Origin of the sequence: Klebsiella sp. RC2, assembly GCF_014192815.1 — a bacterium.
GTDB classification, from domain to species: domain Bacteria; phylum Pseudomonadota; class Gammaproteobacteria; order Enterobacterales; family Enterobacteriaceae; genus Klebsiella; species Klebsiella variicola.
On the sequence record NZ_JACHYL010000004.1, the window covers coordinates 62,539 to 77,994 of the forward strand.

Below are 15,456 nucleotides of genomic sequence, written 5' to 3' on the forward strand. Positions count from 1 at the left end.
CGGTACCCCTTGTATGCTAAATCCGTCCTCACGTCAAACACCTGAAACGTGTTTAGCATGAAAAACCTGCTTAACGTACCGCCAGAATCCGTGGCGTAATAAAGACAACCAGTTCACGGCGTTCATTATCTTTCCCGTCGCGACGAAACAGACGCCCCAGCACCGGGATATCGCCAAGCAGCGGGACGCTGTCGCGGGCGGTTTTGTTTTTCTGCGAAAAGATGCCGCCCAACGCTAACGTCTCGCCGCTGCGAACTTCCACCAGGGTTTCTATCTCCTGTTTATCGATGGCCAGCGCCTCGCCATTATCCTGCTTCAGCACCTGACCCGGCGTATTTTCGCTGATCCTCAGCTTCAGCCGCACTCTCCCCTGCTGCAGCACCGTCGGCGTCACCTCCATGCCCAGCACGGCCTCTTTAAATTCCACCGACGTGGCGCCGCTTTCACCGCTGGAAACCTGATAGGGGATCTCGCTCCCCTGCTTGATGCTGGCGGGCTGCATATGCGAGGCCAGCAAACGAGGGCTGGCGATAATATCGACCTGCTGCTTGCGCTCCAGCGCGGAAAGTTCCAGTTCGAGTAAGCGACCGTTAATCTTGCCGATGTTAAACCCCGCACGGGTGCTGGCATCGTTCACCGACATATCGCTGCTCAGGGTGGTGATTTGTCCTGATCCCGGCGAGCCTCCGGCCTCCGCCAGCCGCCACTTCACCCCCAGCTCGCGAAGGCTGGTTTCGCTCATCGACACGATATGAGCGGCCAGCTCCACCTGTCCGACGGGCAAATCCATCTCCTGCGCCCAGGCTTTCAACGCCGGCAGATGCCGGGCATCATCGCGGATCAGCAGACGGTTGGTCCGTTTGTCCGCCATCAGGTGCCCCCTGGCGCTCAGCAACTTACCGCCCGTTTTAGCCAGCTCCTCGGCATCGGCATAGTGCAGGGTCACGTTCTCGGCCTGCAGGGGCAGGTTCTGCAGGCGTTTCTCCTGTTCCGCTTCACGCTGCGCCTGATTCGCCTTTTGCCAGGCCTGGGTATGCGCGTAGATGACCGTTCCCTGCTGTTGCAAAGAGAGGCCTGCGCTATCCGCCACCGCCCGCAGCGCCTGGGTCCAGGGAACCGTTTGCAGATGCAGGGAGAGCGTACCGCTAACGTCCGGCGCCACAACAAGGTTCTTGTGGTTCATTTCGGCCAGCGCTTGCAGCACATGAGCCACCGGCGCGTCATCGACCACCAGCGAAATTGTCTTTTCATTTCGGGCGGCGCCCGCCGCCAGCGGCAGCAGCAGAAGCAGCAGGCTTATCCATCGCATCATATTGTTTCCCTTCACGTTGCCAGCGCCACGCTGGCGGTTCACACCCCGCAGGTGTGGCGATCTCCAGCTCACCGGCCGTCAGCCGGCTCACCCGCCAGCCCGTGGGCAATTGATCATCCATGCGCACCCGCCGCCATTTGCCGCTCCCGTCCTGCAGAAACCCCGTCCAGCCTGCGCCATCCCCGGCCGCGCCGCCATAGCGCCATTGTGATAACTGCACCGTGCGGCAGGGATCCTCTACCGGCTGAAAAGGATCGCGCTCGGCCGCCAGCAGCGACAGCGGCAGCCACAGTAAAGCCCAGCGTTTACGTCCCATCTGCCGCCTCCAGTTGCAAACGCAGGCGGAGCACCTGCGCCTCACGCTCCAGCGAGAACGATCGCGGGTTCATCCCGCAGCGCGCCAGCCAGGAAAAAAGTGCGGGCAGCGTCTGCCAGGGCAGGGTCAGCTCCATCTCGCCCCCGCTTCCCTGAGGTCGCCAGGCGATAAGCTTCACCCCGGCAAGCGGAATGGCTATCGGCGAAAACGGCTGCTTGTCGATGCGCCCTCCGGGTGTTTCACCGGCAGGCATGCGCAATGCCATCACCCGGCGCCACTGCGTTTGCAGGACGGGGTCGCGGGACACTGCCGCCAGCGGCGGCCCGGCAGCGCACCAGAGCGTAACGCCGAAGCCCAGCCCCCCCATCGCGAGCAGGGTCAGCAGCACCGCCTGGCTGCGCCGGCTGCTAATCCACATCGGCACGCTCTTCTGCAAGGGTAAAACTGAACTGCCAGCGTCCCTCGGCGTCGCGCTGCGTTCCGCCCGCTTTTGCCGGCGCGAATCCCGCCACATTGGTCAGAATGCGCTCCAGTCCGGCCAGCGCCTGAAGGTTGAGGGCCAGGCCGTTCACGGTCAGAACCGCGCCCTGGTAATCCAGCCGCGTCAGCCACGCCTGCGCGGGCAGATCTGCCGCCAGCGCCAGCAGCCTGGGTTGCCAGGCGGCGATCGCCGCTCTACGCCGTTGCTGTTGACGATGACGCTGGTGCTGCTGCCACGCCTCGCGCATTGGAAGCTCGCGCTGTTTAAGCGAGGCGAGCAACTGCGCGTCGGCCGTCGCGTGGAGTGTCGCCAGGGCGAGATGCTGCAGACGGACCGTGCGACATACCTGCAGGATCATCAATCCCAGCAGCATAATGCCGGTAGCAATCAGCAGGATGAAGCGCAGGCGCTGGCGCCGCCGCAGGTCGCGCCAGGGGAGAAGATTAACGGCATGCGTCATGGTGTTCACTCCCCAGCGCCAGCCCAAGGGCGATAGCGTAGCGATCGCCATCGACCGGCAGAGGAGGCTGCCGGCGGTGAATGACCTGCCAGACATCTAAGTTGCTGGCCTCGTCGCCAGCGTCAGCGCACAGACGCAAAGGAACCTGAAGCTGCTCCGCCAGCTGGCTTAACGACTTCACCTCATCGCAGGTGACACAACCCCAGGCCTCCTGCGTCGCCCATAGCCAGTGATTTTCATCCCGCCACGCGAGGCCCTGCGACTGCGGGTTCAGCAAGGGGACAAACGCGCCGAGCGCGCTGGCATCCGGCACGATGGCCGCTACCCGCAGTCGTAGCCGTCCTGCCAGCGCCCGCAGGACATTGATGTCCAGCCGCTGCGCCGCCGTGACCTGCCAACCGTCATCCCGCGAGGTGGGAGCATAATCAATGCTTAAGGAGGCGGCGGGCATCGCCAGTTGCTGGGTCATCGCGCTGGCTATCCACGTCGCCTGTTCACGATCCCGCAGGGCGAACTGGGGATACGGCAGGCGCTTTTGCAGCGTGCGAACGGCGGGGAAAGCGATACTGACCTGATGCTGCACCGGTAGCTCCCGCCGCCAGGCGCTAAGCTGTGCGCCAAGGGCGCTGACGTCCACCACCATCCCCTGCCGTACCAGGCCTGGCGGCAGCGGAATACGCCACCAGCGGCGCAGCGCCCAGTGTGAGCGTTCATGCAATAGCGCGACAATGGCGATGCTATCCTGCTGGATATGCATTCCGATCCGCCAGTTTCTGAAAGCCATGCTTACGATCTCCTTATCCGGCAAAACTGTCCGGCTATATCAATGCACCTGGCTTGCCTTTATACTACCGCGCGTTTGTTTATAAACTGCCCAAATAAAACTAAATGGGAAAACACCGGTGAAGTTCGTAAAGTATCTATTGATCCTTGCAGTCTGTTGCGTACTGCTGGGAGCAGGCTCGATTTTTGGCCTCTACAAATACATAGAGCCGCAACTCCCCGACGTCGCAACCCTGAAGGATGTGCGTTTGCAGATCCCGATGCAGGTCTATAGCGCCGACGGTGAGCTTATTGCGCAATATGGCGAAAAACGCCGTATCCCTGTGACGCTGCAGCAAATTCCCCCCGAGCTGGTGAAAGCGTTTATCGCCACTGAAGACAGCCGTTTCTATGAGCACCACGGCGTCGATCCGGTGGGTATTTTCCGCGCCGCCAGCGTGGCGATGTTTTCAGGCCATGCCTCCCAGGGCGCCAGCACCATCACCCAGCAGTTAGCACGTAACTTCTTCCTCAGCCCCGAGAAGACGTTGATGCGTAAGATTAAAGAGGCCTTTCTGGCTATCCGCATCGAGCAGTTGCTGAACAAAGATGAAATCCTTGAGCTGTATCTGAACAAGATCTACCTCGGCTACCGCGCCTATGGCGTCGGCGCCGCGGCGCAGGTCTATTTTGGCAAACCTATCGACCAGTTGACCCTGAGTGAGATGGCGGTGATTGCCGGTCTGCCGAAAGCGCCTTCTACCTTTAACCCACTCTATTCCATGGATCGCGCGACCGCCCGTCGCAACGTGGTGCTGTCGCGTATGTTGAGCGAGGGGTACATCACCCAGGCGCAATATGATGAGGCGCGCAGCGAAGCGATCGACGCCAGCTATCACGCGCCGAAAATCGCTTTCTCCGCCCCTTACCTGAGCGAAATGGTGCGCCAGGAGATGGTGAATCGCTACGGCGAGCAGGCCTATGAAGATGGCTACCGGGTTTACACCACCATTACTCGCAAGAATCAGCAGGCAGCCCAGCAGGCGGTACGCAATAACGTGCTGGATTACGATATGCGTCACGGCTACCGCGGCCCGGCCAGCGTGCTATGGAAAGTCGGTGAAACGCCGTGGGAGACGAAGAAAATCATCGACTCGCTGAAGCGTCAGTCTGGCTACGGCCCGCTTTTCCCGGCGGTGGTCACTTCCGCGAATGCCCAGGAGGCCGTCGCGCTGTTGGCTAACGGCGACTCGGTTTCTCTGACGATGGACGGCGTGCGCTGGGCCCGGCGCTTTATCTCGGATACGCAGCAGGGGGCGACCCCGCGTAAAGTCAACGACGTCCTGCAGGCCGGGCAGCAGATCTGGGTTCGTAAAGTGGCTGACGGCTGGTGGCTGTCACAGGTCCCGGACGTCAACTCAGCGCTGGTCTCCATTAATCCGCAAAACGGCGCGATTATTGCTCTCGTCGGCGGGTTTGACTTTAACCAGAGCAAGTTCAACCGCGCCACTCAGGCGCTGCGTCAGGTCGGCTCCAACATTAAGCCGTTCCTCTATACCGCCGCGATGGATAAAGGCTTAACGCTGGCCAGTATGCTCAACGATGTGCCGATCTCGCGCTGGGACGCAGGCGCAGGATCCGACTGGCGGCCGAAGAACTCGCCGCCGCAGTATGCCGGTCCGATTCGTTTACGCCAGGGGCTTGGACAGTCGAAAAACGTGGTGATGGTGCGCGCTATGCGCGCCATGGGCGTTGACTATGCCGCCGAGTATCTGCAGCGCTTTGGCTTCCCGGCGCAAAACATTGTCCACACAGAATCGCTGGCCCTGGGCTCCGCCTCCTTTACGCCCCTGCAGGTTGCCCGCGGATATTCGGTGATGGCCAACGGCGGCTTCCTGGTCAACCCGTTCTTTATCAGTAAGATTGAGAATGATCAGGGCGGCGTTCTCTTCGAAGAACGTCCGAAAATCGCCTGCCCGCAGTGTGATTTACCGGTCATTTACGGTGATACGCCAAAATCCAACGTGCTGGAAAATAAAGATGTGGAAGATGTCGCCACCTCGACGGAACCGCAGAACGGCAACGTGCCGCCACAGCCGCAGCTGGAGCAGGCCAACCAGTCGCTGGTTGCACAGAGCGGCGCCCAGGAATACGCGCCGCATGTGATTAACACGCCGCTGTCGTTCCTGATAAAAAGCGCACTGAACAGCAACATCTTTGGCGAACCGGGCTGGATGGGAACCGGCTGGCGTGCCGGACGCGATCTGCAGCGGCATGACATCGGCGGGAAAACCGGGACCACCAACAGCTCGAAGGATGCCTGGTTCTCAGGCTACGGCCCAGGTGTAGTGACTTCGGTATGGATCGGCTTTGACGATCATCGTCGCGATCTTGGCCGCACCACCGCCTCCGGGGCGATTAAAGATCAGATCTCCGGCTATGAGGGCGGTGCTAAAAGTGCCCAGCCGGCCTGGGACAGCTTTATGAAGAGCGTGCTGGAGGGGGTGCCGGAAGAACCGTTAACCCCGCCGCCGGGGATCGTCACGGTGAATATCGACCGCAGCACTGGTCAGTTGGCTAACGGGGGCAACAGCCGCGCGGAATACTTCATTGAAGGAACCCAGCCCACGCAGCAGGCGGTCCATGAGGTGGGCACCACCCTGACTGACGGCGGTGGTGAAACCCACGAACTGTTCTGACAAAAAAAGCGCCTGCGGGCGCTTTTTTATTGCTGCTAACGGCGCGCTTTCTCTCAGAGTCGGCCCTGAGCCAGCAGCCACTCGCGCACTAAAAACAGCGCGCTGACGTTACGGGCTTCGTTAAAATCTTCTTCATCCAGCAGCGACATCAGCTGCGCCAGCGGCCAGCGCACCTGCGGCAGCGGCTCAGGTTCATCGCCCGGCAGTGACTCAGGATAGAGGTCTTCCGCCACCAGGATATTCATTTTGCTGGAGAAGTAAGAGGGGGCCATACTGAGCTTCTTCAGAAACGTCAGCTTATTGGCGCCAAAGCCAACCTCTTCTTTCAGCTCGCGATTCGCTGCTTCATCCACGGTTTCACCCGGGTCAATCAGCCCTTTGGAGAAACCCAGCTCGTAGGATTCCGTGCCGACGGCATACTCGCGAATCAAAATAATGTGATCATCAACAATCGGCACAATCATCACCGCTTCACGGGTGGATGGCCGCATACGTTCATAAACGCGACGCACACCGTTGCTGAATTCCAGATCGACGCTTTCGACATTAAAGAGGCGCGAACGGGCGACAGTTTCAACATTGAGAATGGTGGGTTTTTGTAATGATTTGCTCATTGTCATCGGTCTATGCTGTGATTAAGCAGTCATTGTGCGATACGCAACACGCTTTCGGCAATCCAAATCGCTACTTATTTACAGAGTTGTAACCTTTTACCGGCAAAGGGGAAAGTAATAAAGATAAAAAAGTCAATAGCTTGAATTCTGTTTGAGAATTTACCGATTTCTGCGCATTAACGTTTTTGGTAAGCTTATGCGTTGCTGCATGACATATTCACTACCCTGTAACCAGGTGCGCCACTAACACTGCAGCTTGACGTTAGTCTTCACGTTCACCGACGATATCGTAAGAAAAAATAACTATGATGGGATGGGCATGGGCACCTTTCTGATTTTCCTTACAGCTCTGCTAATCTGCGTATTGCTCATCGGATGGTGGTACCGCGCTCACGCCAGACGCCGACGCCTTCCTCTACTGCACGCCTTTAGCGACGCCACTACGCGGCCGCTTCCTGCCGATGAGCGTCAGGCTATCGAAAAGTATCTTGCGGAGCTCAGTCGCACCCTGCAGGTCCCGGCGTCCGGCGCAACGACCGCACCCGTCGCTTTGGCGCTGAATGAACAGAGTGATACGGTCTACGCGGTGACGCGAGCCATCACTCGCTACGGGATCACTACCGACGCGCCGAATAAATGGCGCTACTTTCTCGATTCGGTGGAAGTCCATCTGCCGCCGTTCTGGGAACAGCATATCAACGACGAAAACAGCGTTGAGCTGATCCCCACCGACAGCCTGCCGCTGGTTATCACCCTTAACGGACATAGCCTGAGCGACTATCGTCAGGAGGCGCAAAGCTACGCCCTGGAACGCGCATCGGCCACCCAGGCCTCCATTCGCGGCGAAGAGAGCGAACAGGTAGAGCTACGGCAGATCCGTCGGGAAAGTCGGGAAGAACACGCCCTCAACCGGCCGGATGGGCTGCGCGAAGCGATCCTGATCGTCGCCTCCTTCCTGTTCTTTTATTTCAGCCTGATTGGGCCAGCCGTTTTTACCCCCTGGCTGGTGGCCGCGGGGGTACTGCTTCTCGCCGCTGGCGTGGGGGGGATCTATGCCCCGCCGCGCCGCGCCGCGTTGCGCGAAATTCACTGCCTGCGGGGCGTTCCCAAACGCTGGGGTCTGTTTGGCGAAAACGATCAGGAACATATCAATAACATTTCGCTGGGTATTATCGATCTCATCTATCCGCGCCACTGGCAGCCATGGATCGCCCAGGACCTGGGACAGCAGACCGATATTGATATCTATCTCAACCGTCACGTGGCCCGCCAGGGACGCTACCTGTCGCTCCATGATGAAGTGAAAAACTTCCCGCTACAGTACTGGCTGCGCAGCGCGATTATCGCCGCCGGCGCGCTGGTAGTGGTGATCATGCTGTGGGTCAGCGTACCGCTAAATATGCCGTTTAAGTTCACCCTGTCGTGGTTGAAGGGCGCCCAGACGATTGAAGCGACAACCGTCGACCAGCTGGCAAAAGCCCATGTGCGCATTGGCGATACGCTGCGCCTGACAGGCACCGGGATGTGTAATATCCGTACGCCGGGTAGCTGGTCGGCCAAAGAGGATTCGCCGTTCCTGCCTTTCGATTGTTCACAGATTGTATGGAACGACGCCCCTCCTCTGCCGCTGCCGGAGTCTGATATTGTCAGCAAAGCGACCGCCCTGATGCAGTCCGTCCAGCGCCAGCTGCACCCGGAAACCGACGATGACTCCCGCGTCAGCCCGGCGCTGCGCTCCGCGATTCAGAAATCAGGCATGGTGCTGCTGGATGATTTCGGCGATATCGTCCTGAAAACCAACGATCTCTGCTCGGCAAAGGATGACTGCCTGCGCCTGAAAAACGCGCTGGTCAATCTCGGGAATACCCGTAACTGGGAGGCATTAACCAAGCGCGCCACCGCCGGAAAACTGGACGGCGTGAACGTGCTGCTGCGCCCGGTCAGCGCGGAGTCGCTGGAGAATCTGGTGACCACTTCCACCGCCCCCTTTGTAATGCGTGAAACTTCGCGAGCCGCGCAGGCGCTAAACAGCCCGGCGCCCGGCGGTTTCTTGATCGCCAGCGATGAAGGCAGCGTGCTGGTCAATCAGCCGTGGCCGGCGGTGAGCCTGTATGATTATCCGGCACATGAGCAGTGGAGCGAGCTGCGGCGGCTGGCCGGTATGCTCATGCATACCCCTTTCCACGCCGAAGGGATCGTCACCAATCTGTTTACCGACGCCAACGGCACCCAGCATATCAATCTGCACCGCATCCCCGACCGCAGCGGACTGTGGCGCTATCTGGGCATTACGCTGCTGCTGTTGTCGATGCTGGGATGCATGGCTTACCACGGCATACAGGCGCTGCGTCGTTATCAACGCCATCGCCAGCGTATGGAAGAGATTCAGAAATATTACGAAAGCTGCCTGAACCCGGTACTGCTCCCCGCGTCTGACCCGCAAGATTAATTTTCCCGGCGACAGGGTATGATACCCTGTCGCCCATTTTCTGCTCGCTGGAGAGTCATCATGCATTTTGATATCGCCTGGCAGGAGGTTGATACCGTTCTGCTGGATATGGACGGCACGCTCCTGGACCTCGCTTTTGACAACTATTTCTGGCAAACGCTGGTGCCTGAAACCTGGGGAGCCGCCCGCGGCCTCAATCTGCAGGAGGCGAAAGACGCCATGCGCCAGGAGTATCACGCCGTGCAGCATACGCTAAACTGGTACTGTCTGGATTACTGGAGCGAGCGCCTGGGTTTGGATATTTGTGCGATGACCAGCGAACAGGGTCCGCGCGCCACGCTGCGCGAGGATACGGTGCCGTTCCTTGATGCGCTCAAGGCCTGCGGTAAGCGACGCATTCTGTTGACCAATGCCCATCCCCACAATCTGGCGGTGAAGCTCAAACACACCGGCCTGGATGCGCACCTTGATTTATTACTTTCCACCCACACATTTGGTTATCCGAAAGAGGATCAGCGCCTGTGGCGCGTCGTGGCGGAGGAGACTGGCCTTGAGGCCCATAAAACGCTGTTTGTCGACGACAGCGAGGCGATTCTGGATGCCGCGAGGGAATTTGGCATTCGTTACTGCCTGGGCATTACCAATCCCGACTCCGGGCTGGCGGAAAAGCAGTATCTGCGCCACCCAGGGCTGAATGATTACCGGCGACTGATCCCTTCGCTTACCCCGAAGGAGAGGCGATGAAAGAGAAGCCCAGCGAAACCGTCAGACTGGACAAATGGCTTTGGGCCGCCCGCTTTTACAAGACCCGCGCACTGGCGCGGGAGATGATTGAAGGCGGCAAGGTGCATTACAACGGACAACGCAGCAAACCCGGGAAAATTGTCGAGCTGGACGCCATGCTGACGCTGCGCCAGGGCAATGACGAGCGTACGGTACGGATCGTCGGTATTACCGAACAGCGCCGCCCGGCAAGTGAAGCCGTCGCCCTGTATGAAGAGACAGCGGAAAGTATCGAGAAGCGTGAAAAAGTGGCCCTGGCGCGCAAAATGAACGCCCTGACCATGCCGCACCCTGACAGACGTCCGGACAAGAAAGAGCGCCGCGACCTGATGAGATTTAAACACGGCGAGAGTGAGTAACTCGCGCCAGAAAGAGAGATGATTATGACTCAACACGATCAATTACATCGTTATCTGTTTGAAAACTATGCCGTACGCGGCGAGCTGGTGACGGTGTCGGAAACCCTGGAACAGATTCTGGCCAATCACACCTATCCACAGCCGGTGAAAACGGTGCTGGCGGAGCTGCTGGTCGCCACCAGCCTGCTGACCGCGACGCTGAAGTTTGCTGGTGATATTACCGTTCAGCTGCAGGGCGATGGCCCTTTACAGCTGGCGGTGATCAACGGCAATAACCAGCAGCAGTTGCGCGGCGTCGCGCGCGTGCAGGGCGATATTGCGGACGATGCGGATCTGAAAACGATGGTCGGCAACGGCTATCTGGTCATTACCATCTCCCCGAAAGAGGGTGAACGTTATCAGGGTGTGGTCGGTCTGGAAGGCGATACGCTGGCCGCCTGCCTGGAAGATTACTTCCAGCGTTCAGAGCAGCTGCCGACGCGCCTCATCATTCGCACCGGGGAACATGAAGGTCAGCCGATGGCCGGTGGGATGCTGCTGCAGGTGATGCCGGCGCAGGATACCCAGACAACCGACTTCGAGCACCTGGCGACGCTCACCGAGACCATCAAGGCGGAAGAGCTGTTCACCCTGCCGGCGAACGATGTGCTGTGGCGCCTGTACCATGAGGAAGAGGTCACGGTCTACGAGCCGCAGAGCGTCGAGTTCAAATGTACGTGTTCTCGTGAACGCTGCGCTGGCGCGCTGAAGACCCTGCCGGATGAAGAGATAGATAGCATCCTCGCCGATGAAGGCGAGATTGATATGCACTGCGACTACTGCGGTAACCACTATATCTTCAATGCCATGGATATTGCCGAGATCCGTAATAACGCCTCTCCGGCCGACCCACAGGTCCATTAATCCCCGCGTCTTCCACAGGTACAGGGTGGCGATGTTGTTCGTCGCCTTGTGCCTGACTTTTATTTATTCACGAGTTGAATCGATTTTCCCTGAAAGAGTTACGTAATTTTATTCCAGGAAAGCGATTACATTCACAATTCAGTAGTTTTTTTAATTACTTTTTAACCATTAATAAACATCTACCCCCAACATCCGCCCATTTCCTGAGATAATCCACTTCACTTCGTGACAGGAGTCACCGTTTTTTTCGTCATTCTGAGGAATGTCGAGATACGTAAATCTATGAGCCTGGTCGCGGTCAATACCCGGTAAGAAACCCTACAATTTACAGCAGTACATCTTGGCTAAGGAGCAGTGACATGCGCGTTAATCATGGTTTAACCCCGCAGGATCTCAAGGCTTATGGTATCAATGACGTTCAGGATATCGTCCACAACCCCAGCTACGATATGTTGTTTCAGGAAGAGCTCGACCCCAGCCTGGAAGGTTACGAACGTGGCGTATTAACCAGTCTGGGTGCTATCGCCGTCGACACGGGCATTTTTACCGGTCGTTCTCCGAAAGATAAGTATCTCGTTCGCGACGACACCACCCGCGATACCGTCTGGTGGTCCGATAAAGGCAAAGGTAAAAACGACAACAAGCCGCTTTCACAGGAAACCTGGCAGCATCTGAAAGGGCTGGTGACCCAGCAGTTGTCCGGTAAACGGCTGTTTATCGTCGACGCCTTCTGCGGCGCCAACGCCGATACCCGTCTCAGCGTGCGCTTTATTACCGAAGTGGCCTGGCAGGCGCACTTCGTTAAAAACATGTTCATCCGCCCGAGCGATGAAGAGCTGGCGGACTTCGAGCCCGACTTCATCGTGATGAACGGCGCGAAGTGCACCAATCCGCAGTGGAAAGAGCAAGGTCTGAACTCAGAAAACTTCATCGCCTTCAACCTCACCGAACGCATCCAGCTGATCGGCGGCACCTGGTATGGTGGCGAAATGAAGAAAGGGATGTTCTCGATCATGAACTACCTGCTGCCGCTGAAGGGCATCGCCTCCATGCACTGCTCAGCCAACGTCGGCGAAAAAGGCGATGTCGCTATTTTCTTCGGCCTCTCAGGCACCGGCAAAACCACCCTCTCCACCGATCCAAAACGCCGCCTGATTGGCGATGATGAACATGGCTGGGATGACGACGGCGTGTTTAACTTCGAAGGGGGCTGCTACGCCAAGACCATCAAGCTCTCTGAAGCGGCCGAGCCGGATATCTATCACGCCATTCGCCGCAATGCTCTGCTGGAAAACGTGGTGGTGCGCGCCGATGGCACGATCGATTTCGATGACGGTTCGAAGACTGAAAACACCCGCGTCTCCTACCCCATCGACCATATCGACAACATTGTTAAACCGGTTTCCAAAGCGGGTCACGCCACCAAAGTGATCTTCCTGACGGCCGATGCGTTCGGCGTCCTGCCGCCGGTCTCCCGCCTGACCGCCGATCAGACGCAGTACCATTTCCTGTCCGGGTTTACCGCCAAACTGGCCGGCACCGAACGCGGCGTGACCGAGCCCACGCCAACCTTCTCCGCCTGCTTTGGCGCCGCCTTCCTGTCGCTGCATCCGACACAGTACGCCGAAGTGCTGGTTAAACGTATGCAGGCGGCCGGCGCGCAGGCTTATCTGGTCAATACCGGCTGGAACGGCACCGGCAAGCGTATCTCGATTAAAGATACCCGCGCCATCATCGACGCCATCCTCAATGGCTCGCTGGACAACGCGGAGACCTTTACCCTGCCGATGTTTAACCTGCAGATCCCAACGGCGCTCCCGGGTGTGGATACCCAGATCCTCGATCCGCGCAGCACCTATGGTTCCCCGGAGCAGTGGCAGGAAAAAGCCGATCAGCTGGCGAAGCTGTTTATCAAGAACTTTGAGAAGTATACCGATACGCCAGCGGGCGCCACGCTGGTGGCGGCAGGGCCGCAGCGCTAACGGGCGCAGAGGTGAAAAAGCCGGGCTTGCCCGGCTTTTTGTTGTGCAACGTCCTGATCGGCCAACCTCGGCCGCACTCAGCTCTCTTTGGCGGGTTTCATCGGCGCCAGCATCCGGTGCACCGGTAGCCAGGCGCGGATCAGTAATCCGCCGCGTTCGCTGGAGCCAATCTCCAGCCGGCCGTTGTGATTGTCGATAATACGCTGAACAATCGCCAGCCCCAGCCCGGTGCCGCTGGTACTGCGGGCGCTATCGCCGCGTACAAACGGCTGGAACAGATGTTCGCGCTGCTCAGGTTTGATCCCCGGCCCGTCATCTTCCACCTGGAACCAGGCCCGGCTCGCTTCGCTGCCGCTGCTGACCTTGATCCAGCCATTGCCATAGCGAGCCGCATTCACCACCATATTCGCCAGCGCACGCTTGATAGAAAGCGGGTGCATGCGTACCGGGATTTCACCGGCCTGCAGGGCGGTGGCGATCTCACGTTCATAGCCGCTCTCTGCGGCGATCACTTCGCCCAGTACAGCATTGAGGTCCGCCAGCTCCATCGGCATCTCCTGCCCGGTGCGCAGATAGTCGATAAACTGCTCGATGATGGCGTTGCACTCTTCGATATCTTTATTGATCGACTCAGCGAGATACCCGTCCTGCTCGCCCATCATCTCGGTGGCCAGACGAATGCGCGTCAGCGGAGTACGTAAATCGTGGCTGACCCCGGCCATCAGCAACGTACGGTCGTCAGCCAGCTGCTTCACGCCCGCGGCCATATGGTTAAAGGCGCGGGTCACCGAGCGCACCTCAGAGGCGCCGTACTCTCGCAGCGGCGGCGGGATAATACCGCGCCCGACCTGCAGCGCCGCGTGTTCGAGATCTACCAGCGGACGGTTCTGAATACGGATAAACAGCCAGGCGCCGCCTATCGCCAACAGCATGATCGCCAGGGTATAGCGGAACAGCGGCGAGAAGTCGCCCTGATGAATTTCGGTCAGCGGTACCCGCACCCAGATATTGGGCGACAGCCAGGTCTTCAGCCACACCACGGGGGAGCTTTTATTGACCTCCACCCGCACCTCAGTGGGGCCGCCGAGCTGATGCGCCATCTGCTGGCTTAAGAATTCATAATGCTGCGCCCAGCGCAGCCCTGCGTCTTCCGCCGCTTCATTGGAATAGAGCGAAATCCCCAGCTCACGATAAATTTCACGACGAAACGCCGGGGGCACCACCAGCTGGGTGCCATCCTCCAGCTGCAGTTTGTCGGTCATCAGCATACGGACTTCGTAGGCCAATACTTTATTAAACTGCTGGAGACTCGGCAGGATCGCGAAATTCAGTACCACCAGATAGGTCGTCACCAGGCTGACGAACAGCAAGGTGACGATCAGGAGCAGCGTGCGAGCAAAGGAGCTGCGCGGCGAAAAGCGCACGCGTTTCATGCCTTAGAGCCGTCCGGGACGAAGACGTAGCCCAGACCCCAGACGGTCTGGATATAGCGCGGATGCGCCGGGTCCTCTTCCACCATGCGGCGCAGGCGGGAGATCTGAACGTCGATGGAGCGCTCCATCGCAGAATATTCGCGCCCGCGGGCGAGGTTCATCAGCTTATCGCGCGACAGCGGTTCGCGAGGATGACTCACCAGCGCCTTCAGGACCGCAAATTCGCCGCTGGTCAACGGCATCGGCTCGTCTTCACGGAACATCTCGCGGGTGCCCAGGTTCAGTTTGAATTTACCAAAGGCGATAACCGCCTCTTCCTGCGATGGCGCGCCCGGCAGTTCATTCGCCTGACGACGCAGCACCGCCCGAATACGGGCCAGCAGTTCACGCGGGTTAAACGGCTTCGGAATGTAGTCGTCAGCCCCGATTTCCAGGCCAACGATCCGGTCAACCTCTTCACCTTTCGCCGTCACCATAATGATCGGCATCGGGTTGCTCTGACTGCGCAGACGACGGCAAATCGAGAGACCATCTTCCCCAGGCAGCATCAGATCCAGCACCATCAGGTGGAAGGATTCACGGGTTAACAGACGATCCATCTGTTCGGCGTTCGCCACGCTACGAACCTGGAAGCCCTGCTCGGTCAGATAACGTTCGAGCAGCGCACGCAGGCGCATGTCGTCATCCACAACCAGAATCTTATAATTCTCTTGCATTGTTTGTACTCCCAAAGGTTCACTGCAATAGTCAGTGCGTATTCTCAAAAAAGCCCGGCGCGCTCACCAGCTAAATCTGGTATATATTCCAGGCTAAATTGTTACAAAGCATATTTAACAGCAGGTTAAGTATACATTTAATCATAAGACACAGTATTTATCCTGTCGGTATTATTACGCGCTACAA

General features: G+C 58.4%; 14 protein-coding genes. 6 read left to right on the forward strand and 8 right to left on the reverse strand.

Annotation, left to right across the window (positions count from 1 at the left end; translation table 11 throughout):
* Window positions 1-70: 70 nt before the first annotated feature.
* The 5 genes from hofQ to FHW76_RS13995 are packed head-to-tail and all read right to left on the reverse strand — an operon-like array spanning window position 71 to window position 3,353.
* On the reverse strand, window positions 71-1,312 hold the full coding sequence (hofQ, locus tag FHW76_RS13975) for a DNA uptake porin HofQ (RefSeq protein ID WP_032691266.1): 1,242 nt from the start codon (window positions 1,310-1,312) through the stop codon (window positions 71-73).
* Window positions 1,248-1,628, reverse strand: coding sequence for a HofP DNA utilization family protein (locus tag FHW76_RS13980; protein ID WP_016161900.1), 381 nt, complete (start codon window positions 1,626-1,628; stop codon window positions 1,248-1,250). Before FHW76_RS13980 ends, hofQ begins: the two co-directional genes overlap by 65 nt.
* Window positions 1,618-2,046, reverse strand: coding sequence for a hypothetical protein (locus FHW76_RS13985; RefSeq protein WP_046881979.1), 429 nt, complete (start codon window positions 2,044-2,046; stop codon window positions 1,618-1,620). The genes FHW76_RS13980 and FHW76_RS13985 overlap by 11 nt, the downstream gene beginning before the upstream one ends.
* The gene (locus FHW76_RS13990) at window positions 2,036-2,569 is read right to left on the reverse strand and encodes a PilN domain-containing protein (RefSeq protein WP_012540413.1); all 534 of its coding nucleotides are present in this window, start codon (window positions 2,567-2,569) and stop codon (window positions 2,036-2,038) included. Before FHW76_RS13990 ends, FHW76_RS13985 begins: the two co-directional genes overlap by 11 nt.
* The gene (locus tag FHW76_RS13995) at window positions 2,553-3,353 is read right to left on the reverse strand and encodes a hypothetical protein (protein WP_012967139.1); all 801 of its coding nucleotides are present in this window, start codon (window positions 3,351-3,353) and stop codon (window positions 2,553-2,555) included. The genes FHW76_RS13990 and FHW76_RS13995 overlap by 17 nt, the downstream gene beginning before the upstream one ends.
* Window positions 3,354-3,471: 118 nt before the next feature.
* On the opposite strand from FHW76_RS13995, the gene mrcA reads away from it, so the two are divergent.
* A complete protein-coding gene (gene mrcA / locus FHW76_RS14000) occupies window positions 3,472-6,030 on the forward strand; it encodes a peptidoglycan glycosyltransferase/peptidoglycan DD-transpeptidase MrcA (protein WP_008807011.1) in 2,559 nt (852 codons plus the stop codon).
* Window positions 6,031-6,083: 53 nt separating this feature from the next.
* On the opposite strand, the gene nudE is transcribed toward mrcA, so the two are convergent.
* A complete protein-coding gene (nudE, locus tag FHW76_RS14005; RefSeq protein ID WP_012967138.1) occupies window positions 6,084-6,644 on the reverse strand; it encodes an ADP compounds hydrolase NudE in 561 nt (186 codons plus the stop codon).
* 319 nt (window positions 6,645-6,963) lie between these two features.
* Between nudE and FHW76_RS14010 the strand changes: the two genes are divergently transcribed.
* The 5 genes from FHW76_RS14010 (at window position 6,964) to pckA (ending at window position 13,120) form a co-directional block, all read left to right on the forward strand.
* Window positions 6,964-9,093, forward strand: coding sequence for an intracellular growth attenuator family protein (locus tag FHW76_RS14010; RefSeq protein ID WP_012540410.1), 2,130 nt, complete (start codon window positions 6,964-6,966; stop codon window positions 9,091-9,093).
* Window positions 9,094-9,153: 60 nt separating this feature from the next.
* Window positions 9,154-9,837: a GMP/IMP nucleotidase gene (gene yrfG, locus FHW76_RS14015; protein ID WP_183476784.1), complete on the forward strand. Its 684-nt coding sequence runs from the start codon at window positions 9,154-9,156 to the stop codon at window positions 9,835-9,837.
* Entirely contained in the window at window positions 9,834-10,235 is a 402-nt protein-coding gene (gene hslR / locus FHW76_RS14020) for a ribosome-associated heat shock protein Hsp15 (protein WP_008807008.1), read from the forward strand. The genes yrfG and hslR overlap by 4 nt, the downstream gene beginning before the upstream one ends.
* Window positions 10,236-10,253: 18 nt before the next feature.
* Complete coding sequence (hslO, locus tag FHW76_RS14025; protein ID WP_008807007.1) at window positions 10,254-11,138, forward strand: Hsp33 family molecular chaperone HslO; 885 nt, start codon at window positions 10,254-10,256, stop codon at window positions 11,136-11,138.
* Between the two features lie 359 nt (window positions 11,139-11,497).
* On the forward strand, window positions 11,498-13,120 hold the full coding sequence (pckA, locus tag FHW76_RS14030) for a phosphoenolpyruvate carboxykinase (ATP) (protein WP_183476786.1): 1,623 nt from the start codon (window positions 11,498-11,500) through the stop codon (window positions 13,118-13,120).
* A gap of 77 nt (window positions 13,121-13,197) precedes the next feature.
* Here the strand turns inward: pckA and envZ are convergent, their stop codons facing one another.
* Both envZ and ompR read right to left on the reverse strand, forming a co-directional pair.
* Window positions 13,198-14,553: a two-component system sensor histidine kinase EnvZ gene (gene envZ, locus FHW76_RS14035; RefSeq protein ID WP_012540408.1), complete on the reverse strand. Its 1,356-nt coding sequence runs from the start codon at window positions 14,551-14,553 to the stop codon at window positions 13,198-13,200.
* Window positions 14,550-15,269 carry a two-component system response regulator OmpR gene (gene ompR / locus FHW76_RS14040; protein WP_001157751.1) on the reverse strand — a complete coding sequence of 240 codons (720 nt, stop codon included), beginning with the start codon at window positions 15,267-15,269 and terminating at the stop codon, window positions 14,550-14,552. The genes envZ and ompR overlap by 4 nt, the downstream gene beginning before the upstream one ends.
* Window positions 15,270-15,456: the final 187 nt, after the last annotated feature.

What these genes read in the sequence shown, in the direction of transcription:
- envZ (WP_012540408.1), bottom strand. Translation starts at nt 14,553, where the DNA reads ATGAAACGCGTGCGCTTTTCGCCGCGCAGCTCCTTTGCTCGCACGCTG.
- ompR (WP_001157751.1), bottom strand. Translation starts at nt 15,269, where the DNA reads ATGCAAGAGAATTATAAGATTCTGGTTGTGGATGACGACATGCGCCTG.
- FHW76_RS13985 (WP_046881979.1), bottom strand. Translation starts at nt 2,046, where the DNA reads ATGTGGATTAGCAGCCGGCGCAGCCAGGCGGTGCTGCTGACCCTGCTC.
- hslO (WP_008807007.1), top strand. Translation starts at nt 10,254, where the DNA reads ATGATTATGACTCAACACGATCAATTACATCGTTATCTGTTTGAAAAC.
- FHW76_RS14010 (WP_012540410.1), top strand. Translation starts at nt 6,964, where the DNA reads ATGGGCACCTTTCTGATTTTCCTTACAGCTCTGCTAATCTGCGTATTG.
- FHW76_RS13980 (WP_016161900.1), bottom strand. Translation starts at nt 1,628, where the DNA reads ATGGGACGTAAACGCTGGGCTTTACTGTGGCTGCCGCTGTCGCTGCTG.
- yrfG (WP_183476784.1), top strand. Translation starts at nt 9,154, where the DNA reads ATGCATTTTGATATCGCCTGGCAGGAGGTTGATACCGTTCTGCTGGAT.
- pckA (WP_183476786.1), top strand. Translation starts at nt 11,498, where the DNA reads ATGCGCGTTAATCATGGTTTAACCCCGCAGGATCTCAAGGCTTATGGT.
- nudE (WP_012967138.1), bottom strand. Translation starts at nt 6,644, where the DNA reads ATGAGCAAATCATTACAAAAACCCACCATTCTCAATGTTGAAACTGTC.
- FHW76_RS13995 (WP_012967139.1), bottom strand. Translation starts at nt 3,353, where the DNA reads ATGGCTTTCAGAAACTGGCGGATCGGAATGCATATCCAGCAGGATAGC.
- hofQ (WP_032691266.1), bottom strand. Translation starts at nt 1,312, where the DNA reads ATGATGCGATGGATAAGCCTGCTGCTTCTGCTGCTGCCGCTGGCGGCG.
- hslR (WP_008807008.1), top strand. Translation starts at nt 9,834, where the DNA reads ATGAAAGAGAAGCCCAGCGAAACCGTCAGACTGGACAAATGGCTTTGG.
- FHW76_RS13990 (WP_012540413.1), bottom strand. Translation starts at nt 2,569, where the DNA reads ATGACGCATGCCGTTAATCTTCTCCCCTGGCGCGACCTGCGGCGGCGC.